A 26753-nucleotide genomic window follows, 5' to 3' on the forward strand; every position below is an offset into this window, starting at 1 on the left:
AGCATAGTTGCTGGCTTTTTTGTGCGTATAAAAAATCGAAAAAGGCATGGTGCTATGATCTAAAAAAATAGTACACTGGAAAACATGCTCCAATTCACTATTTATAGAAGGATAAGTAACCAATGGCAGGCAAAACGCGCGTCGCTAAATATCAAGCAGATCGAACCAATCAAAAGCTCTATTTTTGTCGTCTATCCTGTCAATCTGCAGGAAATACTAATGACAAGCAGTTATATCAAGCACATTGCGAGACCGCTATTTTTCATTTGCACGGTGCTTTGTTAGCATTTATCCAAGAACTTGGTCATTTCTATAGCTTGAATATGACATCACCGACATTGCTTGATATAGAGCAAGCACTGAGTGAGCGTACACAAGTATCTCCCGAGATTCAGCGCTTGCAGCAATTACAACAGCAAGGGTTTATTGCCAATATAGAGCGCGCTTATCAGCGTTGTCTTTATGCAGTACCACCAGATACGATCGTAGATGAAACATCGAGTAATAGCTCAACATCGCCAGACTTGATTGTCAATGTTGTCACCTTGTCCAATCAGTGGTTACCTGACGAAGCAACAATACGGGAATGGCGCCAACAACTTTTAGACTTGATCGAGCAGCTACGTGCAGGTATGGTTGAATTCTAATAGAGAATTTTACATTTCTATTAGATGTTGATTGATCCGACCGAGAATACGATCAAATGGGGTAGGCCATAGTCTACAGCACATAGAAAAGGCTTACTCATTAATAATAGAGTAAGCCTTTTTATTATCAAATTAAGTACTGCTTGATTTGTTATTCTGGCATTGATGGTATGCGCTGAACAGGTGTTACACTTAACGGGTTTTGCGGTACGTCATCAGTAGCGCGGCTATTGTTTAAATCTGCTGTTGGTAAGGATTGCGCATTTTCACTAGTTTCTGGTTGCGATGATTCACGTTTTTGTGTTCGAGCCACAGCTGGTTTTTTCGAATCAGATTTTGTAGTAGATGGTTTTCCTTCATTAATGGTAAACCCATAATCATTTGGTACCCACTGGTACGGAGTATTGGCCAGTTGAGCTTTCATGAAATCTATCCAAACTGGCAACGCTGCTACACCACCATACTCACGGCGACCCATTGTTGATGGTTGATCAAAACCCATCCAGACAACGGTTGCATTGGTAGGATGAAATCCTGCAAACCATGCATCTTTAGCTTTATTAGTTGTACCTGTTTTACCCCCAATATCTTTACGACCTAGCACTTTCGCTCTTCTCGCCGTACCACGTTGAACCACATCCCGTAGTATATCTGCCATCTCGAACGCTACTCTAGGTTGTAATATACGTGGTGCTTGCTTTGCTCTAGTATACTGTAAAGCTGGCGCTTTTAAGCGGTCTGACTGCGGGCCGGAGTCATATACTGATGAATCAACTGCCGTGTTAGTTTCATCCTCATCCTCATTTTCTGACTCTTTCTGAACGGAATCTATTGGATCACCATCTTCAGATATCTGATTGTGTTCCTCGATTAATGTATTGTTGAGTTCATCTAGTTGTTCATTAAAGCATGATGCACAAGCTCGGCTTGGATTGGCTTGGAACAATAATTTGTTACTGTAGTTGTAAATTTGACCTATAAAATATGGCTGAATACGACGACCACCATTGGCAAAGGTAGAGTAAGCAGTTGCCATTTGTAGTGGTGTAGCTTGTCCTGTGCCTAATGCTAATGATAGGGTTGTCGGTAGTTTTTCTTTGTTTAGGCCAAAATTGTTCAACAGACTACGTGTATCAGAAATACCGATAGCTTGCAATAATCGAATAGACACTAGGTTACGTGATAAGTATAAACCACGACGTAAAGTGATATCCCCTAAGAAACGTCCATCAGAGTTTTTAGGTTTCCATCCACCTACTTGAATAGCTTCATCAGAGACTATTGTATCTGGACGATAACCTTTTTCTAAAGCTGCTGTATAGACAAGGGGCTTGATGGTTGATCCAGGCTGGCGCCAACCTTGTAAAGCGCGGTTAAATTTACTGTGGTGGAAATCAAAGCCACTAACCAACGCATTGACAGCACCAGTTTCTGGATTTAACGAGACCAAACTACCTTGAATTTTAGGTATTTGACCTAATTGCCAGTTGCCATTCGCGGTAGGTATCACGCGAATAATGTCGTTTATCTTAACGACTTGACTGGCGTTACTAGGATAATAACCAATGCGGTCGACGGAAATATGTTTACGTGCCCATTTCATACCAGACCAATTAACGGTCACTTTTTCACCGGATTGCAAGACGGCATCAAAGCTACGAGAGTTGACTTTAGTCACTTTGGCAGGAGACATGTTGCTGTAGCGTCGGAAGTTTTCGAGAGGCTCATCATTTGCTTCAGCTCCTCGCCAACCATGACGATGCTCGTAGGAAATTAAGCCTGTCACTACTGCTGCTTCTGCATCTGTTTGCGCTTTGCTATCTACCGTGAGACGAACGCGCCAACCACTGTGCATGACTTGATCGCCATAACGTTCGACTAAAGAGGATCGCGTCATTTCTGCCAAGTAAGGCATGTTTATATCGAGCTTTTCTTTATATAGTTTGATACCTATAGGAGAGTTGACCGCCTCATCGTATTGAGCTTGGCTAATATAGCCAAGCTCATGCATGCGTCCAATAATCCAGTTACGACGAGTCAATGCGCGGCTAGGGTTGGCAACTGGATTATACTTAGAAGGAGCTTTTGGTAGGCCTGCTAACATGGCCATTTCAGCAATAGTTAGATTGTCTAATGATTTACTGTAGTATTTTTTAGCCGCCGCGCGAATACCGTAAGCACCTTCACCTAAATAAATTTTGTTGACATACAGCGTCAAAATATCATTCTTACTTAGTTCATCTTCAATTTTTCGAGCCAAAAATAATTCTGTCAACTTGCGGTTCAGAGTACGCTCTGGACTTAAGAAGTAGTTTTTGGCAACCTGCATCGTAATAGTAGAGCCACCTGTCTGACCATCGTCATCAGTGACTGCTTCGGTAACAGCTCGACCAAGACCTTTAATACTAATACCGCTATGCTGAAAAAAAGCAGCGTCTTCGGCAGCTAAAAAGGCATGGGTTAAATCTTCAGGAATCTCATCAAAACTAACTGGTAACGATAAACGATTGCCATATTGGCCAATCAATTTATCATCACTACTATAAATTTGTAATGGCATTTCTAGTTTGGCTGTTTTGATCTCTTGTGTACTGGGTAAGGTTGGCGATAAATACATTGCCATCCCATAAAAACCAATAGGTACAGCAAGTGCTAGAACAACTGCCAATGCTAGACAAGCGATAAAGAGTCCCACCAAAAAGCGAATGAGACGAGCGGTAGCATTTGTTTTGGCCATAATAAGACTTATTAGTTAGAATTTGTAGCAGACAATATTATTATACCTTGAACAAAATAGGCAGGTCATAATAAATGTGTAAGTTGGCCTTAATATATTTTTAAATGCTTGAATCTATCAATTAAGTAAAGTATTGTGTTGAAATATTACAAATAATTACCAGATTGTACAATTAATATAAGGTATAGAGCTAGTGAGGCTATTTACTTCCAAGAGTCAACATTTGATTGGCGTGGATATTTGTGCCACTTCAGTAAAGTTGGTTGATATACAACGTCAGCAGGGCATGTTCCATTTGAAATCTTATGGTATTGAAAGACTAACGGAAGGTACCGTAGTCGATAAGATTCTAGTCGATACAGAGGCTGTCGGCAATATTATAACGAGTTTAGCAAGGCGCTGCCAAGTCGCAGGTAGTAATGCTGCGACTGCTGTTTCTGGCTCTGCAGTGATTACTAAAATTATTGACATGGATGCAGCGCTTAGCGATGTGGAACGTGAAGCGCAAATTCGTTTGGACGCTGATCAGTATATACCGTATCCATTAGAAGACGTTAATCTAGACTTTGAAGTATTAGGACCGTCTTTGGTTAGCGAAGATATGGTTCAAGTGTTGCTAGCTGCTTCTCGTTCAGAAAACGTCGATCAGCGTGTCGATGCGTTAGCGTTTGGTGGTCTACAAACGAAAATCATGGATATCGAATCTCATGCAATCGAGCGTGCGTTTGGATTGATGGTAGATAGCTTACCAAATGTACCAGAATTAGTAGCGTTAGTGGATATTGGCCACAATCAGACTACCCTATATATCGCCAAGAATGGCGAATTTATTTATAGCCGTGAGCAGTTATTTGGCGGTGCTCAGCTGACCGAGGCAATACAAAACCGCTATGGCTTGTCAGCAGAAGAAGCGACACTGAGTAAGCGCGAACGTACCTTACCTGACGACTATTATCCTGAGGTGCTAACCCCTTTCATAGAAAACACTATTCAACAAATCACGCGCTCTTTACAGTTTTATTTTTCATCAAGTCAGTATAGCAGTATTGATCACGTGGTGCTTGCAGGGGGCAGCAGCTCTATTGCTGGTCTCGCTGGTATGGCACAACAAAAAATGGGTGTGACTGTTAGTGTTGCCAACCCTTTCACTAATATGACGATTGCACCAAGTATTGATAATGAGCAACTGGCAGTTGATGCGCCAAGCTTGATGGCTGCATGTGGTCTTGCGTTAAGGAGCTTTGACTAATGGCTCGTATTAACCTTTTACCTTGGCGACAAGAAGAGCGCGAACGTCGCAATAAAGAATTCATCACTTTAGTAGTGGCAGTTACGCTGCTGACGCTATTAGCCGCTTTTGCTTCATGGAGTTATTTTAATAACGAGCTTGATGAGCAGCTTGATGCCAACGCATTGATCGAACAAGAAAATACTCGCTTAGATACGGCACTAACTGAAATTGACAGTTTAGAGCAGCGCCGTGAAGATATTATTTCGCGCATGCAAGTCATCCAAGATTTGCAGGGACGACGTCCTGTACCTGTACGTTTATGGGATGATCTCGCCAAAGCTATTCCACCAGCACTTTATCTAAATAACCTTAAACGAGAAGGTGATGTCCTAACTTTGACAGGCTTAGCAGACAATCCAAATATTGTGTCTAGCCTGATTCGCAACCTTGATAATAGTAAATGGATGGGCGGCTCAGCAGTGAGTAATATTCAACAGAATATTAGTGCTTATGAGGCTGCTCCAGCTCTCAATAATACAGTTAATACTGGTGAACAGCCGCGACCTGTTTATCCTGAAGACAGCTATGTACAGTTTGTAGTAACGACTAGAGTACAATCGGAAACTCCGACTACTGTTGATACCGATGTTGCTCCAGGAGGTGCGTTATGAAGCTTATCCGCAAAAAGAGCCTCTCTAAAACTAAGAAATCTGCTTTGAAGTCAAAAAAGCAATTCGATTTCAATGAGTTTCGCCGTAGTTTTGAGTCGCTAGATTCAGAAAATTATGGCAGTTGGCCACTGCCTGTAAAGGTCACAGTCATTGGTCTCATTATCACTTTTATTGCAGCGTTATCATGGGCGTTACCTATCAGCAGCAAAATTGATGAGATCAATGCGGCTGAGAGCCAGCAACAGACCTTGCTCGATAGCTACCGTGAAAAAGAATCTCGCGCACGTCATCTAGAAGCTTATCAGGCGCAAGTGGTCCAGATGGAAACTGAATTTAATACTCTATTAGATCAGTTGCCGAAAGATACGCGTGTGTCAGAATTGGTAGAAGGCATAAACATGACAGGCGTTGGCAGCAATATCCGTTTCCAAGATATTTCAGTAGAGCCTGAAATTGAAAATGAGTTCTTTATTGAGCAGCCAATACGTATTGCAGCTTTGGGTGAATACCATCAGTTTGGTAGCTTTATCAGTGGTCTGGCTGCACTTCCTCGAATTATTACGATGCATGATTTTGAGGTCAGCAATCCGCAGCCTACGTTGGATGTTTTGCCAGAGCTTAATCTAGTCTTGCAAACTAAGACTTATCGCTCTAAAGAAGCGGCTCCTGAAGGTGATGAAGCCGCTGCTACTGATGCAAATGCAGGAGGCAACTAATGAGTATCCGAAGAATGCCCATGCTATTGGCCTTAAGTGTCGCTGTTTTATCTATGACAGGGTGTAGTGACCGTATAGGTCTAGCAGAGCAAGCAATGACTGATATTCGCAATCAGCCTGCACAGCCTATTGAGCCGCCGCCCAAAGCTGAGCTGGTAGAGGATTTTGTGTATAGCGCTAGTTCGCAGCGCAGTCCATTTTTACCACCAAGTTTAGTAAATGTACAAGGTCCGACTACCTCTATAGATGGTGTGCGCCCAGATATAAATAGAATAAAAGAACCACTTGAGCAGTATGAACTGTCGCAATTGGTCTTTCGAGGTGTAGTGATTTCGCCCGAAGGTCAGCGATATGGATTGATACAACGGCCTGATGGCTCTGTTGCAAGTGTTAAAGTAGGCGATTATCTTGGATTAAATGACGGCCGTATTGTTGAAATCACGCCGACACAGATTAACTTGATTGAAATTTTGCCAGATAGCCGCGCAGGGTTTGTAGAAAAACCTCAGTCGCTGGTATCCCCTATAAGCTAAGTCGGCAGATTTTTTGAGGAGTAAATAATGACAGTACGCAACAACAAGGTAATGACGATGAGTAACCGCGTTTCTTCTTCTCTTGCCGTTTCAGCACTGGCACTGAGCATGATGGCAGTAAGTAGTAGTGCCCATGCGGCTCAGCGTATTAACAACGTTTCAGTAGTTCAGACTGCGCCTGCAGTAACACAAATGCGTTTAGGATTTACAGGATTGCCAGTATTACCAGCAGCCTATCAGCTTGATGATCCTAGTCGTTTAGTCCTAGATTTTGAACAAGTACAGAACGGGCTTGCTAGCCGCTTCAACGAATATAATATCGGCGCAATCAATGATGTTACTACGTTAAGTAGTGACAGTACCACGCGTCTCATTGTTGGTTTAAAAGAGTCGGGAAACTATACAACAGCGATTGAAGGCAATGATTTATTATTAACCATCACTGACCCTAATCGTCCAGTCATTACCAGTGACCCTATTCAAGATGTGCTCAATAGTAATAATAGTATGACAACGACCGCAGTCGTGACACCTATTGTTGAGAGCTCTACTGTACCAGTGACGCCTGTACGTACCCCGAATAAAGTTGTCGTGAAGAACGAAGTGCCAGCTGATACGATGGTGGTCAGAGTTAACCCGCTATTAAATCCACAGCTTGCTTCTTCACAGGTGAGCAGGCAGTACAGTTATGATGGTCTGAGCTCGGTCAACTTTTCAGCGGGAAATGATGGTGGCGGCAGCGTCAGTATGGTACTTGCTAATGAAGCTATCCCAGTAGATGTGCAGCGTCAAGGCAACAAGTTGGTGGTACGATTAACAGGTAGTACGGTGCCTAGAAACCTGCTACGCCGTCTAAATATCAATAGTGGACTTGTTAGTAGTATTGATACTAAAAACCAAGGTCAAAATGGTGTTGTCACTATTAACATGAATGACGACTATGAATATCAGGCTTACCAGTCAGGTAATCAGTTGAATATTAGTATCAACAAGCCTGAGCTATTACGTGAGCCGACGTTAGAAGAAAGAACCTATAGTGGCGAACCATTATCTATGGAGTTCCAAGATGTTGAGATTCGTAGCGTTCTAGATATTTTAGCTCAGTTTACTGAAATGAACGTCGTTGCTAGTGACTCAGTCGCTGGCAACATCACCTTACGTCTGATTAATGTCCCTTGGGATCAAGCCCTCGATATTATTCTAAAGAGCAAAAACCTAGGCAAACGTGAAAATGGTAATGTAATTTTGGTGGCACCTTCTGCTGAGTTGGCTGAGCAAGAAGCACGTGAACTTGAAGCGCAGCAAGCTGTTCAGTCATATGCACCCCTACGTACTGAGTACATCCGTTTGAGCTATGCAAAAGCACAAGATGTCTTAACACTTATTTCTCAAGGAAGCGGTGCGACTGGTAATAATAGTGGTCTATCAAATCGTGAGGATAATAATACATTGTTATCCAATCGTGGTACGGTAACGGTTGATGAGCGTACTAATACTTTGATTATCAAAGACGTTGCTGACAGTATCGAAAATATCCATAAATTGATCAGTAAAATTGATATTCCTGTTCGCCAAGTTATGATTGAAGCTCGTATTGTCAGTGCTACAGATAGCTTCAGTAAAGAAATTGGGGTTCGCTGGGGTATCTTGTCAAATGGTGCAGCCAACAACCGCAGCTTATTGGTTGGTGGTAGCAATCAAACATTAGCTGATCTTAAAGACTTTGACATAGAGACAACGACTGTCAATGGTCAAACCGTTTCTTATCCTTCTTATGACATTACTAGTCCTGATAACTTAAACGTTGATTTGGGTGTATCTAACCCAGCGGGTAGTATTGCCTTTGGTTTACTCAGCATGTCGGATGTGATGCTTGATCTTGAATTATCAGCACTACAAGCAGATAATCGCGGTGAAGTCATTTCCACACCTAAGATTTTGACTGCCGACAAGCAAACAGCGAAGGTTTCTTCTGGTACTCAGATTCCATATCAAGAAGCTTCAGCCAGTGGTGCGACAACAACCAGCTTTAGAGAAGCTGCATTAAGTTTAGAGGCTACACCAAACATTACGCCAGATGGTAAAATTGGTTTGCAACTGGTCATCACTAATGGCACGCCAACAATCATCAATAATCAGGTTGCCATCTCTGAAGATTCTATATCAACCAATGTCATCATTGAAGACGGACAGACAGTCGTATTAGGCGGCGTCTTTAAAAACCGTACCAACAACGGTGTAGATAAGGTGCCTTTCCTAGGAGACTTACCTTATATTGGTCGTGCCTTCCGACGCGATGTACGTAGCAACACCAAGGAAGAGCTACTTATCTTTGTGACACCAAAATTAATCAACGACGGTACTAGCCGTCTGAATTGATTGTCAGTCAGTTGATTACTAAAAAAGTAAGCCATAGTGCTTACTTTTTTTATGCGTGAAATTAGCGATTTTAGCGCTGCAATAGATATGTATGTACCGATAGATAGAGTGCTCTAAATTTTACTCACAATAATCACGGCTCATTACTAGCCAGAATTACAATGACGTTGTATCATACCTAATTTAGCTGAGTAAGTATTATGGGGCAGGAATTACCGTCGGTGTTTTTAGTGGGTCCGATGGGAGCAGGGAAAACGACAATCGGGAAACTGCTAGCCAAGCAGTTAGGTCGCACTTTTGTAGACAGTGATTGGTATATTGAATCGCAGACAGGTGCCGATATTGCCTGGATATTTGCCAAAGAAGGTGAAGCAGGTTTCCGCGAGCGTGAAACGCGTGCTATTGATGAGTTGACTCAAAACTCTCAAATCGTATTAGCAACTGGTGGCGGTGCAGTTATGTGTGCCGAAAACCGAGAGTTTCTAGAGCAGCGTGGTATCGTCGTTTATCTTAATGCGCCTGTCGAAGTGCAACTGGCGCGCACTTCTAAAGACAAGTCTCGACCATTATTGCAACAGCCTAATCCTAGAAAAATACTGCAAGATTTGTACAGTACTCGCGATCCACTCTATCGCCAGATTGCACATATTGTTATGCCTACTGGTCACACTTACCCACGTCATATGGTTAATCAGTTGATGCAGCATTTAGAGTCATTCGTCGATTGCCCTACGGTATCATCGACGCACCAAGAAGATTAGCAACTACGATTGATATGTAGACTGATTTACTTTTACCTCATTGAAGTGCTTCGGGAGTAACACATGGTAATGCCAACGTTTCATGATAGCCTAATAGTTCATACGCAAGGTCATGATTATCCTATTGTTATTACTGAACAATCTACGACTGAACATAGCAGTATGGCGAAGCAAGTCGCGCCTTATATCAGTGGTCGTCAAGTTTTGATTGTCACTAATGACACTGTGGCACCTTTGTATTTAGCAGCATTAGAAGATGAGCTAGCAGAGCAGTTTACGGTAAAGGTATGCGTACTGCCAGATGGTGAACAATATAAAAATCAGGCAAGTATTGATCAAATTTATGATGCGCTGATGACAGAGCATTTTAATCGTGATGTGACCCTGATAGCTCTTGGCGGCGGTGTGATTGGAGATATGACAGGTTTTGCTGCCGCCAGTTTTATGCGTGGTGTAAATTTTATTCAAATTCCAACGACACTATTGTCACAAGTAGATTCTAGTGTTGGCGGTAAAACAGGTATCAATCATCCGCAAGGTAAAAACATGATTGGTGCTTTTTGGCAGCCACAAATGGTACTTGCCGATATGAGTACGCTTAAGACATTGCCTGCACGTGAGCTATCGGCTGGAGTCGCTGAGATTATTAAATATGCACTTATCATGGATGAGAGTTTCTTAACGTGGCTTGAAGCAAATTTACCAGCGATGATGGCACTTGATTTGGCAGTACTTGGTGAGGCCGTGAAACGCTGCTGTCAGTATAAAGCTGACGTCGTGGCGCAAGACGAAAGAGAGTCAGGTGTACGCGCGCTATTGAACTTTGGTCATACTTTTGGTCATGTGATCGAGACACATGAAGGTTATGGCAACTGGTTGCATGGCGAAGCAGTGGCGGCTGGTATGTTACAAGCAGCTGAGCTATCACAAAAAATTGGCTGGCTAACTGATGATGAGGTTGTACGGATTAAGCGTGTCCTAGAGTTAGCAAACCTACCTGTTATTCCGCCAGCTATCGATGTAGAAACTGCTTTGGATCTAATGGGACACGATAAAAAAGTGAAATACGGACAAATTCGCCTGATTTTGTTAAAATCAATAGGGGATGCGGTACTCACTAATGAGTTTGACGACCAACTGTTAAATGAAGTTCTGTCAAAACATAGTGCATAACGTCTCAAAAACTTCTCGTTTATATGTTTATACTAAAATCTCGTACTTGTAGCCGTCTGGTTAGCTGTACCCTAGTTTGAATAAGCATTTATACTATGCTGCTAAACATGTGTTTATCAAGGACCGCCTCATGGCAACATCAAAAACAAAAACGCATACTGCTAGCCAGTCATACAGCCGTCAAGCATTGATTTGGCTAATAGTGACCCTACTGTTAGGGGTAGCCACAGCGTTAGTATGGATGTTCAGTCAAACGCCAGCCAGGGGCGCCAAAATTGAAAATGCACCAATATCAGCTCCAGAAGTTTTGGACGAAGAGTTTGAGCAGCCGCTGAAAGTTGAATCGTTGCATGAGCTAGATACTGATGTGCAGCCTATTGATTTCGATACTGCGTTTCAAGATTTACGCGATTATCCTGATGAATTCAAAGACAAGCGTTATTTGCTGGCTAATAAGGGTAAGTGGACCGTCCAAGTAATGAATGTTGCTGAGAACGACGTGATTGTTAGTTACTTAGAAGGCCGTAAAGATCGCAATAAATTTGCTTATTTTCGTTATCTTGATGATGAAAAACAGGTCCGTTATATGCTGACTTATGGGATTATGAGTAGCCCGCAAGAAGCGGTAGGGGCCGCAAAGTTGATAGACTTTAAATTACCTAACAATGTACGTGTATTACCAGAAGAGATTAATCGGTATGTTAGTATTATTGATAATTATGAGCGTTCCGATCCAATAAAAGATTTGAGTACAAAACGTACACGTGCCGTTGATTTGGAACCTACTGAGCAAGAAGTGCCAGCGCGTTCACAAGAAGAAGTGGACGCTGCTCAAGCAGCTAACGGTAATCGTGGCAACCAAGGCAGCGCAAACAATAGCAGTGCTCAAAAAAGTATTCGTCAGTCAGCAGATACTTCTGCCACGTTGTCTGTTAGTGAAGAGCGCACGGTTGGTGGTGAGGTGCAAACAATATCTGAAGCATCGTCGAAAGACACAAATAACATAGATAAGCCAGCTGAAGAGGGTAATACGAGTAAGAAGTTACCAGTAGTGCCAACACCTAAACCGCCTAGTAGCACGAACAACAGTTCAAGTGCTAACGGTAAAAGCGCTGATGCTAACTCTGCTACAAATAACAGTGATAGTATGAAAGCACTAATAGAAGATAAGAGTAATTAATTCTTATTCACCGGATTAATTAAACCCACTAGCTGCCTTGTTAGTGGGTTTTTTTTGACATCATATAAAACAATTTTATCGTTGTAACAAAAGACTGACTATTAACGCTAAGTATCACTAAGGCCTTTTATTAAGTAGCGTATATACGATTCACATTAAAATTTTCATAGTAGTTTTATTTGTCTCATAACCAATAGTAATAAGTTCTCTTACAATTTATGGCTAATGAATCGATAGAAAAGACTAGATTTTTTGACAATCATTAACTAATATAACTGTGGGCGACGTTCTGTATAGTTATCGTAAAAAATGTCTATTTAACAATTATTTAGTGGTTTTTTCGTAGTTTTTAGAGTTATTTACTAAATATTATTGTCTCAAGCGCGGTTACTTACCATCTATAATAAGGTTATTGTAAGTGACGCAACCTCTCTTATTGTCACTCTTTTTAGGGTAAACAAAGTGCTTGAATACAGAGCGTCAGATATTCAAGATAAACAAATGCACCGTTATTAAGTCGTTATATGCTTAACTTTAAATGTTAAACATGACAACATAACAAACAATGCTTAAATGGATGGCATTAGCTATCACGGATTGAGTAACAGGCATCTAAGGGTGTAGATCCACCCGTTGCCAAGGGCTGCTAATTACTATCTTTTGATACACGGACCACATGTCAAGACATCAGCTAACGACCAGGAGGGTCAAGGGTTTACTTCCCCTTAGAGTATGATGTCTATCGAGCATTGCACTATTTGCCAATTCGAACACACGAATATCCACTATCAGCCCGTTCTGCTTACGGGTACCAGCTTATACTCCGCATTGGAAATGTAAGCTGCCCGTCTACTTAAAAGGACAAGCTATGTCAATGATTTCCTCACAAACACACTTGGCTACGCCAGATGATTTTTCTGATAATTGCGGTTTTGGCCTAATTGCCCATATTGAGGGTGAAGCAAGCCATGATTTGGTAAAAACTGCCATTCATAGTTTAAGTTGTATGACACATCGCGGCGGTGTTGCTGCTGACGGTAGAACTGGTGATGGTTGTGGCTTACTATTAGCGACGCCTACCGACTTTTTTAAACAGATTGCTGACGAGCAGCAGTTTGCAATTACGGACAATTTTGCCGTTGGTATGGTGTTCGTTAATTTAGATAGCAATAAAGCTAAACATAGCCAAAAAATATTAAGCGATGAAATTACAGCCCAAGGATTAGAAGTGGCTGGTTGGCGTGATGTGCCACTTGATTTGAGCATTGTTGGTGAGATTGGTCGTGAGACGTTGCCAGACTTTAAGCAAGTGTTTGTTAACGCGCCAGATGATCTAGAAGCTGATGATTTCAATCGTAAACTGTTTGTCGCGCGCAAAAAAGCAGAGCAGCGCTTAACAGATGATGAGCTATTCTATGTCTGTTCATTGAGTTGTCAGACTATTATTTATAAAGGCTTGGTAATGCCTTCAGATTTACCAGCGTTTTTCTTGGATTTGCAAGATGAGCGTTTGGCATCACATATCGTGGTATTCCATCAGCGTTTCTCCACTAATACGTTACCGCGCTGGCCATTGGCACAGCCATTCCGTTATCTTGCTCACAATGGTGAGTTGAACACTATCACAGGTAATCGCAACTGGTCTAAAGCCCGTACGCCAAAGCTAAAGTCAGACAAACTGCCTAACTTAAATAAGTTGACACCACTTGTAAATAGTACTGGTTCAGATTCATCGAGCTTAGATAATATGCTTGAAGTACTAATGTCTGGCGGTATGAACCTGTTTCATGCAATGTCTATATTGGTACCACCAGCATGGCAAAATGTTGATAGCATGGATATGGATCTGCGTGCGTTTTATGAGTTTTACTCGCAGCATATGGAAGCATGGGACGGCCCAGCAGGTCTAGTTATTCAAGACGGACGCTATGCGGTCTGTATGCTCGATAGAAACGGTTTGCGTCCGTCACGTTGGGTAACCACCAAGAATGGCTATATCACTGTTGCATCAGAAGTGGGTGTTTGGGATTATGAGCCACAAGATGTATTGGCAAAAGGTCGCGTTGGACCTGGTCAAATGCTGGTCATTGATACTCTGACAGGTCAAATTCTAGATACAACGGCTATTGCAACTTTACTAAAAACGGCTCATCCATATCGTAAATGGTTGCGTGAAGAAGCAACACGTGTCCGTGATGATGAACGTCTAGAAGAAACACTGGCAACGCAAGCATGTCGCGGTGAGCAGCTAAAAGCGCTACAAAAGATGTATCACATCACTAATGAAGAGCGTACAGAAATCATTCGCCCTAACGCTGAAAATGGTCAAGAACCAGTCGGCTCTATGGGTGATGATACGCCAATGGCTGTACTGTCGCAGCAAATTCGCCATGTCGGTGACTTTTTCCGTCAGCAGTTTGCACAGGTGACCAATCCGCCAATCGATCCATTACGTGAATCAATCGTAATGTCATTACAGACCTGCTTAGGTGCTGAGACTAACGTATTTGCGCCATCTGCGAGAGATGCGCATCGTATTATTTTGTCATCGCCAGTATTGTCAGCCAGCAAAATGCAGCAGCTTGAAACCTTGGACGACCCAGCGTTCAAGATGGCTCGCATTGATCTAAACTATGACCGTACTCTAGAGCTATCTGATGCTATCGTGGCTATTTGTGAGCAAGTGGCAGATAACATTCGCTCAGGCAATACACTGATTGTCTTGTCAGATAAAGATATCGATGCAGACAAAGTACCAGCTAACGCCATTATGGTTACTGGTGCTGTACATCATTATCTAATCGCGCAAGGTATCCGTACCGATGCTAATTTAATCATTGAGACGGGTCTTGCTCGTGACTCGCATCAAATAGCGGTATTGATTGGCTTTGGTGCGACTTGTGTGTACCCATATCTGGCATATGATGTTATTGATGATTTGGTTGCTACTGGTGAACTACTTGGTGATCCGATTCAAGCCCGCGTTAATTTCCGTAAAGGCTTGGATAAAGGCTTGCTAAAAATCTTATCAAAAATGGGTATTTCTACCATTGTTTCTTATCGCGGTGCGCAGCTGTTTGAAGCAGTTGGCCTATCAGAAGAAGTCGTCAATTTATGCTTTAAGGGCGTACAAAGCCGTATCAAAGGTGCTACCTTTGCAGATCTTGCTGCTGACCAAGCCCAATTGGCTGCTAATGCGTTTAAGCGTCGTGCTCCTCTAGATCAGGGCGGTCTGCTCAAGTTTGTCTTTAATAAAGAGTACCATGCGTTTAACCCTGATGTGATTAACAGCCTGCATACAGCAGTACGTACAGGTGATTACGATAATTACCGTAACTATGCAGATTTAGTTAATAGCCGTCCGGTTGCTACTTTACGTGATTTATTGCAATTGAAAACTGACAACAGTATTGATGTCGATGAAGTAGAAGATATCTCTAAGATTTTGACGCGTTTTGATTCAGCTGGCATGTCATTAGGCGCGCTATCTCCTGAAGCGCATGAGTCGATTGCGATGGCTATGAATACCATCGGTGGTCGCTCAAACTCTGGTGAGGGCGGTGAAGATCCTGCGCGCTATGGTACATTGCGCAACTCAAAGATTAAGCAAGTTGCTTCTGGTCGTTTCGGGGTAACGCCTGCCTATCTTCGCTCCGCTGAAGTCATGCAAATTAAAGTAGCCCAAGGTGCCAAGCCTGGTGAAGGTGGACAGCTACCTGGCGGTAAAGTCAACGCACTGATTGCACGTTTGCGTTATTCGGTACCAGGTGTGACCTTGATTTCACCGCCGCCGCATCATGATATTTATTCTATCGAAGATTTGGCACAGCTGATTTTTGATCTGAAACAAGTTAATCCAGATGCATTGGTATCGGTTAAATTGGTATCACGTCCAGGTGTTGGTACGATCGCGACAGGTGTTGCAAAGGCCTATGCCGATTTGATTACGATCTCGGGTTATGATGGTGGTACAGCAGCGTCTCCGCTATCGTCTATCCATCACGCAGGCTCGCCATGGGAGCTAGGTTTGGCTGAGACTCACCAGTCTCTACGAGTGAATGGACTACGTGACAAAGTACGTGTCCAGACTGACGGTGGTCTAAAAACAGGACTGGACGTAGTAAAAGCTGCGATCTTAGGTGCAGAGAGCTTTGGTTTTGGCACTACACCGATGATTGCGGTCGGTTGTAAATACTTACGTATCTGCCATTTAAACAACTGTCCAACAGGTGTTGCTACTCAAAAAGCCAAGCTACGTGATGAGCACTTCATTGGCGAAGCAGAAATGCTCATTAACTTCTTTAAGTTTGTTGCAACCGAAACGCGTGAATGGTTAGCAGCGCTAGGCGTTCGTAGCATGGAAGAGCTGGTCGGTCGTACTGACTTACTTGATATTCTAGAAGGTAATACTGGTAAGCAGCGTCATCTTGACTTAACGCCGTTGCTATTTAGTCATCCAGCCAGCGTGGGTAAAGCACAAACTTGTCAGGTAGAGCGTAACGAACCATTTGATAAAGGCTTGCTTGCTGAGCAGATGATTAGCGATATGCTTGTAAACATTCGCAAAGGTGCAGGTGGCGATTATAGCTACTTTGTTGGCAACTGTGATCGATCTATCGGTGCTCGTATTTCAGGTGAGATTGCTCAAGTTTGGGGCAACCTTGGCATGAACGATATGCCAATTAAGCTTCGTCTAACTGGTACTGCAGGGCAAAGTCTAGGTGTATGGAATGCTGGCGGCCTAAACATTGAGCTTGAAGGTGATGCCAATGACTATGTGGGTAAAGGTATGGCAGGTGGTGAGATTGTTATTTATCCACCGAAAGACTCAAACTTTACGGCACAAGAAACAGCCATCATTGGTAACACCTGTTTATATGGTGCAACTGGCGGTAAGCTATATGCTGCTGGTACAGCAGGTGAGCGCTTTGGTGTTCGAAACTCTGGCGTGCATGCAGTCATCGAAGGCACAGGTGACCATTGCTGTGAGTATATGACGGGTGGTATCGTCACAATTCTTGGTCGTACTGGACTGAACTTCGGTGCTGGTATGACGGGTGGTTTTGCTTATGTACTCGATATGGAAGGTGACTTCTTTGATCGTTGTAACCATGAGCTAATCGATCTAAACCGTATTTCAAGCGAGCAAACAGAAGAGCATCGCATTCACTTGCAACAAGTGATTGAAGCTCATGTAGATAAAACAGGTAGTGCGTGGGGTCAGACAATTCTGAATGATTTTGAGCACTATGTTCGTAAGTTCTATTTGGTTAAGCCAAAAGCGGCGAACATTGCAAGCCTTCTTAAAACTACCATGGCCGACCCGCAATAGCCGACCCGTACCTGTTGATCGTGTCAATGGATTGCATTGATGGATCGACAGTGACTTTAATTAGGGTAGCCAGCGTTCCGTTTTTAGAAACGTTTTAACTCACAGGTTTTCAGCAGGTACGTGGCAGTAGCGATATGTGTCTTAGATTGTAGACAAACCAAACATCGTAGACTGTCACCACCCACTGCAAAAGAGCCTTATATAAAAGAGATAGCACCATGGCAAAACGCTTAGAAAATAACTTCCAGTTTTTAGATGTACCAAGATTTGATCCAACCAAAAAAGATATTGCAACGCGTTCAACAGAGTTTGTTGAGATTTATAAACCTTTCGAAAACGAAGCCGTTGCTCAGCAAGCGCATCGCTGCCTTGAGTGTGGTAACCCTTACTGCGAGTGGAAATGTCCAGTACACAACTATATTCCTAACTGGCTAAAATTGGCCACAGAAGGCCAGATATTTCAGGCAGCTGAATTGTGCCACCGTACTAATACATTGCCTGAAGTGTGTGGACGAGTTTGTCCACAAGATCGTTTGTGTGAAGGCGCTTGTACGCTAAATGATGGCTTTGGCGCAGTGACCATTGGTAATGTTGAAAAATATATCAACGATACCGCATTCGCACTTGGCTGGCGTCCAGATATGTCTGAAGTCGTTTGGACAGATAAAAAAGTTGCTATCATTGGTGCAGGACCAGCAGGTCTGGGTTGCGCGGATATCTTAGTCAGAAATGGTGTTAAACCAGTTGTCTTTGATAAACGCCCTGAGATTGGCGGCTTACTGACATTTGGTATTCCTGAATTCAAAATGGAAAAAGATGTTATGCGCAATCGCCGTGTCATCTTTGAAGACATGGGTATGGAGTTTCGTTTAGAGACAGAAATTGGTACAGATGTCACTATTGATGAATTGTTAAGCGAATACGATGCTGTGTTTATGGGTATGGGTACTTATACTTATATGCGCGGTGGCTTTGCTGGAGAAGAGTTGGAAGGTGTATACGATGCACTAGATTACTTGATTGCCAACGTGAATCGTTGTAATGATTGGGAAAAAGACGCTGAAGAGTATATCGATTTTAAAGGAAAGAAAGTGGTAGTACTCGGTGGCGGCGATACAGCAATGGACTGTAACCGTACCAGTATCCGTCAAGGCGCCGAAAAAGTAGTTTGTGCCTATCGTCGTGACGAAGAAAATATGCCTGGCTCACGCCGCGAGGTGGTCAATGCTCGTGAAGAAGGCGTTGAGTTCTTATTCAATCGTCAACCGACTGAAATTATTGGCCTAAACGGTAAAGTTAACGGTGTAAAAGTCGTTACTACTCAGTTGGGTGCACCAGATAACCGTGGTCGTCAACGTCCTGAGCCTATTCCTAATTCTGAAGAAATCATTCCATGTGATGCAGTCATTATGGCATTCGGCTTCCGTCCGAGCCCCGCTGACTGGTTTGAGTCTCAGCAAGTAGCAATGGATAGCTCTGGTCGTGTACTAGCAGCCGAAAAGCAAACTTTTAGGTTCCAGACTCAGAACCCTAAAATTTTTGCTGGTGGCGATATGGTACGTGGTTCTGATCTGGTTGTCACAGCTATCTGGGAAGGCCGTGAAGCAGCGGAAGGTATATTAGACTTCTTAGAAGTGTAGTCGAACTTATTCTAAGTTCAGCAGTTTGTGAATAGAGTTTGAGCGTAAAACGTCTTTTGTCTTTTAGTAGGCAAGAGACGTTTTTTTGATTATTACTATTGTAAATAGTGGTGTGGCTTATAGCATGTTCGTCCGTTTTATTTATCAATTAAAAAGAGTAGCCTTACGTGAAATCAATCCTTTGGCAGCGTGTCATATCTCCGTTTATTGAACCTTATACCCGTTATCAATATGCGGATATTTTGCATGCCATACGCTTAGGTGCGGCAGTGATATTTGCTTTGATAGTTAATGTGCTTACTGGTTTTCCACATGGAGAGTGGACGACGATCACTGTGTTCATCATTTTGGGTTTATTACAGTATCAAGGCGCTATTTATACCAAAGCCAAAGAGAGAATACTGGGTACCATATTTGGTATTATCGCAGCATTCGGTATTCTGTGGTTCAATGACAGCGTGAACGCATGGGTGTGGGTGTATTATGCGCTTATCGGTCTCGTCAGTAGTGTTATTGGTTATTTGGCAGTCAGGAATCTTGGATATACAGGCTTACTGACTGGTATTACGATGTTGATGATTGTCTCAAACTTAGGCCAAGGTAACATGAGCCAAGACGGTATATACCGTGCCCTAAATATTTTGTTAGGCACTGGTGTTTCGGTGACTGTGACACTGATTTTGCCGTTGAAGTCGACGTTGATGTGGCGATTTCTATTAAGCAGCAACCTTGATGCTTGTAGCAGTCTTTATGCTGGTGTCGGTAAACACATTGTTACTACTGATCAAGTCAAAGATGATTTAATTCAACAGCAAAATACAAAGCTATTTCCCATGGATGAAGTACCTGTTAACAAAGCGTTGCTCACAGAGCTACAGCAAATTAATAAACGCCTGCTGGCTGTACGACCACATATCGCTGCGACAGCAAGTGAGTCAGGTATTGAAAAGGGAACGCTCGAGACAATTCAGCGTACCCATCGTAATATTATTGGAACGATTGACTTACTATTAAGTGCTGCGCCGCGCTTGGCAAATATTGAGATTGACGAAGAAAATCATATTTTATTGGTACATTATCAGAATGAACTAACCCAAGCGATGCAACATATGGCAGCAGTATTGCGGAGTCCTAGCGATGAAGTATTTCGCCCTATTACTCGTATTGCTGTCTCGGAGTATCCGAGCGTGCAGCATCTAGCATTTGAATGGCAGGGGTATTTTTGGTTGACTCAAACCTTGCAAACTCAATTACAACAGCTGAGCGACTTGTTGCAAACGTCTAAGCTGCATTGGTTTGCTGCATCTGGATTGAGTTATCAACGCCGCGAGCAGCGCAGAATGAAAGAGAAAGGTGGTGAGAGAGATTTACATCTATAATGCACAAAAACGCTGACCATCTATGATCAGCGTTTTTATTTTAAAAGTCTACTTTGTTCTTAAAATGCTAAGTCAAAACGATTAACGACCAGTTTTTAGCTTATCCCAATACTGCTGATACACTTGTAATGCTTCATCGCCCACATCTTCTTGGAATTCAGCTTTCGCTAATACTTCTTTAGAAGGATAAATCGTTGGGTTGTTTTGTACGCTTTCATCCATCAACTCGCGTGCAGCTATATTTGGTGAGGCGTAGCCAATCTCTTCACTCACGATTTTTGAGTTTTCAGGACGCAATAGATAGTCTATAAATTTATGTGCAGCATCTACTTGCTTAGCATTCTTAGGAATGACAAAGTTGTCCATCCATAAGATAGCTCCTTCGCTAGGGTACTTATAAACCAAGCTAGTGAGACCTTCATCATTGGCAATTACCGCTTCGCCATTCCAGCTCATACCCACTGAGGTTTCACCTTCCATATATGGCATGCGTGTGGCGTCTGAGTTGAACGTCTTAACATTTGGCATTAACGTCGTGAGCTTGTTATAAGCGGCTTCGATTTCATCGGGATTGCTACTGTTACCTGAGTAACCCAGGGTGAATAGCGCCATACCGAACACTTCTCGCACGTCATTGGTCAGCATGACTTGCCCTTTATACTTGGGATCCCATAGATCATTCCAACTATTAACTGTCGCAGGATCAACGCTATCTCCATTGATTGCTAGACCTGTGCTGCCCCACATATAAGGGATAGAGTATTTATTATCAGGATCAACTTTAGTATTGGTAAATGAAGTATCAAGATTCTTGAAGTTGCTCAATTTAGATTTGTCTAGCTCTTGTAGTAGTCCTTCTTTCGCCATCTTTTCGACATAATATGTCGATGGTACAGCCAGGTCGTACTGACTTGAGTCATCGAGTAGCTTAAGCTTGGCATACATAGCTTCATTAGAGTCAAAGGTGGTGTAGTTGACCGAGATGCCAGTCTCTTCTTCAAAACCATCTAAAATCTCTTGCGGCATATATTCTGACCAGTTGTAAAGGTTCAGCGTCTCATTGCTCGCTGCAGTGCTGCCATCTGCAGCATTATCAGAGTTGCTACAGCTGGCAAGCACCAAGCCGACAGCCGCTGCTAATAATGCTCTTGGTACTATACGACCGACACTAGTCGAGGTATGAGTAGTTGGATGGGACGATGATAAATGGGTCAAAATATCTCTCCTAAATAAAAATAATGCAAATCAGAAAAATCCAATAAAAAATCCAAAAGCCTGACATGGCCAATAAAACTATTATGGCCATTAATTTGTACAATTTAAAGGGGTATTGTTAAGGCAATGCTTAGTGATACTAATAAAGATAGCCGGTTGGCCCAATGAGATGAGTAGCAAAACTGACTTAATGGCAGATGGCTTTGAGTAAAGTTGCTAGCAAACTGCTGACGTCGAGTCGGAAAAAGATAGTATATAACCATGCTATGATTGGCACTGATCGGAGTATGATGAACGTAAGCTCAGAGGTAATAAACCTTGACCATACCATAATAATAAAGGATACAGCACAATGACCGAAAGCACTTCAACTCAAAACGTTTTGAATAAAAGCCACTCAGCTATACCAGCCTTGCTCACAGATAAAGTCGCCATAGTCACTGGAGCCAGTCGTGGGCTTGGTGCACAGATTGCTCAGCAAATGGCAGCGGCAGGCGCAACCGTTTGCGTCAACTACCTTAACAGTAAAGAAGCTGCTGAGAGGGTAGTGGCCGATATCATCTGCGCAGGCGGTCAAGCATTTGCTTATCAGGCGGATGTCACCGAGCTTGAACAGGTACAAGCAATGGCAGCTGAAGTTGTCACTCGTTATGGTCGTATCGATATATTGGTCAATAATGCCTTACCGAGTTATCAGTTCAATCCAAGTGCTGCGTACACCAGTATCGAGACCGTAAAGTGGTCGCATTTTTCGCAGCAAATGGATGGTATTGTTAAAGGTGCTGTTAATACAGTACAAGCAGTATTGCCGCAGATGAAAGCGCAGCAAGTGGGTGAAATTATTAATATTTCGACCAATCTCGTCTACAATCCAGTGGTTACTTATTACGACTATACCACTGCTAAATCAGCACTCATTGGGCTGACGCGTAACTTGGCAAGCGAGCTAGGACAATATGGTATTCGAGTTAACCTACTGGCAGGTGGGCTTTTAAAAACGACCGACGCAAGCAGCTTAACCACTGAGGAAGTATTTGATTATATCGCTACTACAACGCCGCTACGCCAAGCGACTTCGGTCGCTGACTTTGCCAATTCGGTATTGCTTATGGCGTCTGACTTGAGTATGGCTATTACTGGACAATCTATCGCTGTCGATGGTGGCTTAACCATGCCTTGATAGCAGATAGGTACTAAAATTCCATATACTGCGTGTTAGCTTATTTGCCATTTTACAAAATAGGAAATCACACCTATTTAGCCTCGAGATATCTTTAAACGGCGATAGGTTGGATGTATTCCAATTTGTCGCCTTTTCTATTTTATTACTAGATTCTTAGATTCTTAGATTCTTGTGATTTATAGGTTGTATATAGTTACAAACTTTTTGTTTGTTAATACAAAAATATTTGTTTCTAATTGTCAACTATGTTTCAATTTCATTCTTTTATCAATTTCTTATATACCTTAAGTACAGTCACTGTGCTTAAGTTTTGATTGGAGCAATGGGATATGCAAGGAAGTAATTCGCCAAATGGCAGTCCGCCACATAATGATTTTGATGCAGCAGAACAAAATTCTCGTATGCAGCGGTTTTTAAAGGGCGTCGAGTGGCTCGGTAACTTATTGCCGCATCCTGTTATTTTATTCGTTTGGATGTCTGTGCTGTTGTTGGTGCTCTCAGCTGTCATGTCGTATCTTGGTGTGTCAGTGATTGACCCAAGACCAGAGGGCACAAGCGGACGTAGCGCTGATGGGATGATCGAAGTCGTCAACTTATTAAACGGTGAGGGCTTGGCTCGTATCGTCGAAAATCTTGTGACCAACTTTACTGGTTTTGTGCCGCTAGGTACGGTGCTAGTAGCGTTGCTGGGTGTCGGTATCGCTGAACACTCTGGCATGATATCAGCTGCGCTACGAGGTCTGGTCATGAATGCTCCCAAAAAGATGGTCACCTTTACCATCGTGTTCGCAGGCATCATGTCGAACACGGCTGCTGAGTTAGGTTATGTGGTGTTAATACCGCTTGCAGCAGTTATCTTTCACTCACTGGGTCGACACCCATTAGCTGGTATTGCAGCGGCTTTCGCTGGCGTTTCTGGTGGCTATAGCGCTAATTTGTTGCTTGGGACGGTCGATCCTTTGTTATCAGGGATTACTCAAGAAGCGGCGCGTATCATTGATCCAGCTTATACCGTTGGTGCAGAGGCTAACTGGTACTTTATGATCGCCAGTACATTTTTGATCAGTGGTCTAGGTTACTTTGTTACTGAAAAAATTGTTGAGCCAAGTTTAGGGGAGTACAACCCTAAAGATGCTGATGATGCCTCTGTACTAGAGACGACAATCGAAAAAGTATCGGCGCTTGAAAAAAAGGGCCTACTGTGGGCAGGTGTCAGTATGTTGATATTTTGCTTGTTGCTGGCGTGGACAGTAGTGCCTGCCGATGGCATCCTGCGTAATGCAGAGACAGGCTTAGTATCAGGATCACCATTTTTAAAAGGTATTGTGGTCTTTATCTTTGTATTCTTTGCGATTCCAGGTTACATCTACGGTAAGATTACCGGTAGCATCAAGAGTAATCAAGACGTCGTTGATGCTATGAGCAACGCCATGAGCTCGTTAAGTATTTATATCGTATTAGTATTTTTTGCTGCGCAGTTTACCGCGTTCTTTAAGTGGTCAAACTTGGGCTCAGTAATGGCCGTATCTGGCGCGACTTTCTTGAGCGATATTGGCCTCACTGGGCCTTTGCTGTTGATTGGTTTTATCGTGATATGTGGAGTTGTTAACTTGATGCTTGGCTCGGCGTCAGCACAGTGGGCTGTGACCGCACCTATCTTCGTGCCTATGCTGATGCTCACAGGTTATGCGCCAGAGATGATTCAGGCAGCCTATCGTATCGGTGATTCGACCACTAACATTATCACACCTATGATGAGTTATTTTGGCCTTATTCTGGCAGTGGCTATGCGCTATAAAAAGAACACAGGTGTCGGCACGTTGATGGCAATGATGCTGCCATATTCGATGGCGTTTTTGATTGGTTGGACAATCTTGTTCTCTGTTTGGGTATTTGTACTTGGTTTGCCAGTCGGTCCAGGGTCAGAGACTTTTTATCCAGCACAATAATTAGATAGTGATAGAAAATAGACTGATAACTAAAAGCCCTCACTAATGATTTAGTAAGGGCTTTTTTTATTGAATGTTAATAGCTTCATTTACTTGGATGTTTTTACCACTTTATATCTAGCTGATTAAGCACGGTTTGAATACCATACTCTTCAATCGTTCCGGTGACGAAATCAGCGCGTTCTATTAAAGCTGGCTGCGCATCTCCCATTGCCACAGCAAACCCAACCAGATCAAACATCTCTAAGTCATTGAACCCGTCACCAAACGCCATGCATTCACTTGCTTCCGCCCCATAATATTTGCAGACATCTATAATACCTCGCGCCTTGGACGCATCGACCGGTAATATATCGGCCCCAATCTGATGCCAATGTACCAGTTTTAAATCATACTGGGCAAAGTCGATGTCTTGCATTTTTTCTTGCTGGTTATTAAAAAATACCGAGCACTGATAGACGGTATGTGTTTTGTAGTAATCAGGATCAACAATAGAATTGGGCGTGACAGCATTGAACTCGCGCAAACGTTCATTTTCGCCTGACCAAGCGATATGAGTAGCAGAATCAAACTTATGAATCAAATCACTCTGCTGGCACAGGCGCACGATTTTATCTGTTTGCTCAGCGGATAATGGGTAGTGGCTGATTTGGCCATTTTTATCAAAACTATATTGCCCATTCATACAAATAATGGCATTCAATATGCCCGCATCAAGCAACGACAAAATATCTTCAGGTAATATGGCTTTAGAACGACCAGTCGAAATCACTAGCTTAATATCGGTATCAGCAAGCTGCTCAAGCGTGGCCTTATTATGTTCAGCGATAATACTGTTACGACTCAAAGTATCATCAATGTCAAAAAAGATAATTTTGGGTGTCGAAATCTTAATAGTCATACTTTCTGTGGCAATCTTATCTTCGATAAACATGATGATCCTATTATTTTTAGTCGTCTAGATAATACATTAGATATTACTACAACGCACCTAATCAGATAAGTACCTATCGAGTAACCTATGATGCTATAAACATACTTGCTGATTCTGTATTCGTATGATGACTAGTGAAGTTGCTCATCGCCTTTCCAGAGGATTAACAAAAATGCTAAACGGTATGATTAACTCAATCGTATCGATTTATTATAAGGTGATATTCAATTATCAAAACTAATCTACAAAATGAGATGGACTATCATTATTAATGCAGCAGCTACCTAAAGGAATAAGTATGAAGTTTTTCACCTTAAAATCGGTTACCGTTTTGGCAACATTGGCTTTATCTACTAATGCTCTTGCAATGGAAGTTAAATTTAACGATGCTGCTTGGGACGGTAAACAAATACCTGAAGGGCAGCAATGTCTGAACTATGATGGTAAAAGTCCAGCCACGCCCAGCATGACAGTCTCAGATATTCCAGTAGGCGCGGAAAGTTTGGTATTCGTCTACAACGATGTAAGCAATAAACGTATGCAACATGGTGGACATGGCATTGTAGAGTTTGCACTACCAGAAGATGCTACGAGCGCAGAGGTGCCACGAGTATTTGGCCATACTTACGAAGTGCCAGTAGGTATTGAGATGGTCGCAGAATACCGTAGCCGTAAAGGCGAGGCAGGAGGTTCATACAAACCACCTTGCTCTGGTGGTAAAAACCATCTATACACGGTAGATGTACAAGCATGGCAAGGCGATTCGGTACTTGCGGAAACAACAATTGAGATGGGTCGGTATTGATACGTTAGCTCATTCAGTTGGTATGTAATAAAGCCGTCTATACCTGCTGTAGGCGGCTTTTTGTTAAGAATGAATGATGACTTATCTTTGCGATGTACTCATGTGGTAATCAAGTGGAGTCTTAAGGTATGCAGTAGCAGGTTGATAAAGAAAAATATTGTCATAGCCTGTCTAAAAAAAATACGGCCATAGGCAAATATAGAGTAGGCTTTTCCACATTTAGAATAAGAATTTTTAATCCGTTTAGCCAACCTTTGTATTATAATTTCATTATGATAGAGGTTGATA

18 protein-coding genes are annotated in these 26753 nt (G+C 42.6%); 15 read left to right on the plus strand and 3 right to left on the minus strand.

The genetic code is table 11. The features are described 5' to 3' along the window. Positions 1–122 precede the first annotated feature (122 nt). Positions 123–647, plus strand: a complete 525-nt coding sequence (locus ACT3QQ_RS10245; RefSeq protein WP_444527933.1) for a DUF6586 family protein — start codon at positions 123–125, stop codon at positions 645–647. 151 nt (positions 648–798) lie between these two features. On the opposite strand, the gene ACT3QQ_RS10250 is transcribed toward ACT3QQ_RS10245, so the two are convergent. Further along, positions 799–3384, minus strand: coding sequence for a penicillin-binding protein 1A (locus ACT3QQ_RS10250; protein ID WP_444527934.1), 2586 nt, complete (start codon positions 3382–3384; stop codon positions 799–801). A 193-nt stretch (positions 3385–3577) separates the two neighbouring features. Here ACT3QQ_RS10250 and ACT3QQ_RS10255 point away from each other — a divergent pair, with 193 nt between their 5' ends. From ACT3QQ_RS10255 to ACT3QQ_RS10305, 11 genes are all read left to right on the plus strand, one after another. After that, on the plus strand, positions 3578–4633 hold the full coding sequence (locus ACT3QQ_RS10255) for a pilus assembly protein PilM (RefSeq protein ID WP_444527935.1): 1056 nt from the start codon (positions 3578–3580) through the stop codon (positions 4631–4633). After that, a complete protein-coding gene (locus ACT3QQ_RS10260) occupies positions 4633–5286 on the plus strand; it encodes a PilN domain-containing protein (protein WP_444527936.1) in 654 nt (217 codons plus the stop codon). Before ACT3QQ_RS10255 ends, ACT3QQ_RS10260 begins: the two co-directional genes overlap by 1 nt. Further along, positions 5283–6002 carry a type 4a pilus biogenesis protein PilO gene (locus tag ACT3QQ_RS10265; RefSeq protein WP_444527937.1) on the plus strand — a complete coding sequence of 240 codons (720 nt, stop codon included), beginning with the start codon at positions 5283–5285 and terminating at the stop codon, positions 6000–6002. The genes ACT3QQ_RS10260 and ACT3QQ_RS10265 overlap by 4 nt, the downstream gene beginning before the upstream one ends. Next, positions 6002–6535, plus strand: a complete 534-nt coding sequence (locus ACT3QQ_RS10270; protein WP_444527938.1) for a pilus assembly protein PilP — start codon at positions 6002–6004, stop codon at positions 6533–6535. Before ACT3QQ_RS10265 ends, ACT3QQ_RS10270 begins: the two co-directional genes overlap by 1 nt. Before the next feature lie 27 nt (positions 6536–6562). Further along, complete coding sequence (pilQ, locus tag ACT3QQ_RS10275; RefSeq protein ID WP_444527939.1) at positions 6563–8914, plus strand: type IV pilus secretin PilQ; 2352 nt, start codon at positions 6563–6565, stop codon at positions 8912–8914. A gap of 200 nt (positions 8915–9114) precedes the next feature. Further along, positions 9115–9675: a shikimate kinase AroK gene (gene aroK / locus ACT3QQ_RS10280; RefSeq protein WP_444527940.1), complete on the plus strand. Its 561-nt coding sequence runs from the start codon at positions 9115–9117 to the stop codon at positions 9673–9675. A 63-nt stretch (positions 9676–9738) separates the two neighbouring features. Continuing rightward, entirely contained in the window at positions 9739–10848 is a 1110-nt protein-coding gene (gene aroB / locus ACT3QQ_RS10285; protein WP_444527941.1) for a 3-dehydroquinate synthase, read from the plus strand. 130 nt (positions 10849–10978) lie between these two features. Beyond that, positions 10979–12028 (plus strand): hypothetical protein, encoded by a 1050-nt coding sequence (locus ACT3QQ_RS10290; protein ID WP_444527942.1) that lies wholly within the window; start codon positions 10979–10981, stop codon positions 12026–12028. Positions 12029–12896: 868 nt separating this feature from the next. Further along, complete coding sequence (gene gltB / locus ACT3QQ_RS10295; RefSeq protein ID WP_444527943.1) at positions 12897–17360, plus strand: glutamate synthase large subunit; 4464 nt, start codon at positions 12897–12899, stop codon at positions 17358–17360. 218 nt (positions 17361–17578) lie between these two features. After that, a complete protein-coding gene (locus ACT3QQ_RS10300; protein WP_444527944.1) occupies positions 17579–19000 on the plus strand; it encodes a glutamate synthase subunit beta in 1422 nt (473 codons plus the stop codon). A 167-nt stretch (positions 19001–19167) separates the two neighbouring features. Next, on the plus strand, positions 19168–20379 hold the full coding sequence (locus tag ACT3QQ_RS10305) for an FUSC family protein (RefSeq protein WP_444527945.1): 1212 nt from the start codon (positions 19168–19170) through the stop codon (positions 20377–20379). 81 nt (positions 20380–20460) lie between these two features. Here the strand turns inward: ACT3QQ_RS10305 and ACT3QQ_RS10310 are convergent, their stop codons facing one another. Further along, positions 20461–21594 carry an ABC transporter substrate-binding protein gene (locus tag ACT3QQ_RS10310; protein ID WP_444527946.1) on the minus strand — a complete coding sequence of 378 codons (1134 nt, stop codon included), beginning with the start codon at positions 21592–21594 and terminating at the stop codon, positions 20461–20463. 352 nt (positions 21595–21946) lie between these two features. On the opposite strand from ACT3QQ_RS10310, the gene ACT3QQ_RS10315 reads away from it, so the two are divergent. Continuing rightward, positions 21947–22774, plus strand: coding sequence for a 3-oxoacyl-ACP reductase (locus ACT3QQ_RS10315; RefSeq protein WP_444527947.1), 828 nt, complete (start codon positions 21947–21949; stop codon positions 22772–22774). Positions 22775–23106: 332 nt separating this feature from the next. Then, on the plus strand, positions 23107–24726 hold the full coding sequence (locus tag ACT3QQ_RS10320) for an AbgT family transporter (protein WP_444527948.1): 1620 nt from the start codon (positions 23107–23109) through the stop codon (positions 24724–24726). Positions 24727–24829: 103 nt separating this feature from the next. On the opposite strand, the gene ACT3QQ_RS10325 is transcribed toward ACT3QQ_RS10320, so the two are convergent. Beyond that, positions 24830–25660, minus strand: a complete 831-nt coding sequence (locus ACT3QQ_RS10325; protein WP_444527949.1) for an HAD family hydrolase — start codon at positions 25658–25660, stop codon at positions 24830–24832. A gap of 298 nt (positions 25661–25958) precedes the next feature. Here ACT3QQ_RS10325 and ACT3QQ_RS10330 point away from each other — a divergent pair, with 298 nt between their 5' ends. Next, the gene (locus ACT3QQ_RS10330; protein ID WP_444527950.1) at positions 25959–26465 is read left to right on the plus strand and encodes a hypothetical protein; all 507 of its coding nucleotides are present in this window, start codon (positions 25959–25961) and stop codon (positions 26463–26465) included. Positions 26466–26753 lie beyond the last annotated feature (288 nt).

The organism is Psychrobacter sp. AOP7-A1-24, assembly GCF_052376235.1.
GTDB lineage: Bacteria > Pseudomonadota > Gammaproteobacteria > Pseudomonadales > Moraxellaceae > Psychrobacter.

Excerpts from the sequence above, each read along its gene's own strand:
- aroK (WP_444527940.1), top strand. The coding sequence starts at position 9,115 with ATGGGGCAGGAATTACCGTCGGTGTTTTTAGTGGGTCCGATGGGAGCA.
- ACT3QQ_RS10270 (WP_444527938.1), top strand. The coding sequence starts at position 6,002 with ATGAGTATCCGAAGAATGCCCATGCTATTGGCCTTAAGTGTCGCTGTT.
- ACT3QQ_RS10265 (WP_444527937.1), top strand. The coding sequence starts at position 5,283 with ATGAAGCTTATCCGCAAAAAGAGCCTCTCTAAAACTAAGAAATCTGCT.
- ACT3QQ_RS10245 (WP_444527933.1), top strand. The coding sequence starts at position 123 with ATGGCAGGCAAAACGCGCGTCGCTAAATATCAAGCAGATCGAACCAAT.
- ACT3QQ_RS10315 (WP_444527947.1), top strand. The coding sequence starts at position 21,947 with ATGACCGAAAGCACTTCAACTCAAAACGTTTTGAATAAAAGCCACTCA.
- ACT3QQ_RS10320 (WP_444527948.1), top strand. The coding sequence starts at position 23,107 with ATGCAAGGAAGTAATTCGCCAAATGGCAGTCCGCCACATAATGATTTT.
- ACT3QQ_RS10325 (WP_444527949.1), bottom strand. The coding sequence starts at position 25,660 with ATGTTTATCGAAGATAAGATTGCCACAGAAAGTATGACTATTAAGATT.
- gltB (WP_444527943.1), top strand. The coding sequence starts at position 12,897 with ATGTCAATGATTTCCTCACAAACACACTTGGCTACGCCAGATGATTTT.
- ACT3QQ_RS10330 (WP_444527950.1), top strand. The coding sequence starts at position 25,959 with ATGAAGTTTTTCACCTTAAAATCGGTTACCGTTTTGGCAACATTGGCT.
- ACT3QQ_RS10250 (WP_444527934.1), bottom strand. The coding sequence starts at position 3,384 with ATGGCCAAAACAAATGCTACCGCTCGTCTCATTCGCTTTTTGGTGGGA.
- ACT3QQ_RS10260 (WP_444527936.1), top strand. The coding sequence starts at position 4,633 with ATGGCTCGTATTAACCTTTTACCTTGGCGACAAGAAGAGCGCGAACGT.
- ACT3QQ_RS10290 (WP_444527942.1), top strand. The coding sequence starts at position 10,979 with ATGGCAACATCAAAAACAAAAACGCATACTGCTAGCCAGTCATACAGC.
- aroB (WP_444527941.1), top strand. The coding sequence starts at position 9,739 with ATGGTAATGCCAACGTTTCATGATAGCCTAATAGTTCATACGCAAGGT.
- ACT3QQ_RS10300 (WP_444527944.1), top strand. The coding sequence starts at position 17,579 with ATGGCAAAACGCTTAGAAAATAACTTCCAGTTTTTAGATGTACCAAGA.
- pilQ (WP_444527939.1), top strand. The coding sequence starts at position 6,563 with ATGACAGTACGCAACAACAAGGTAATGACGATGAGTAACCGCGTTTCT.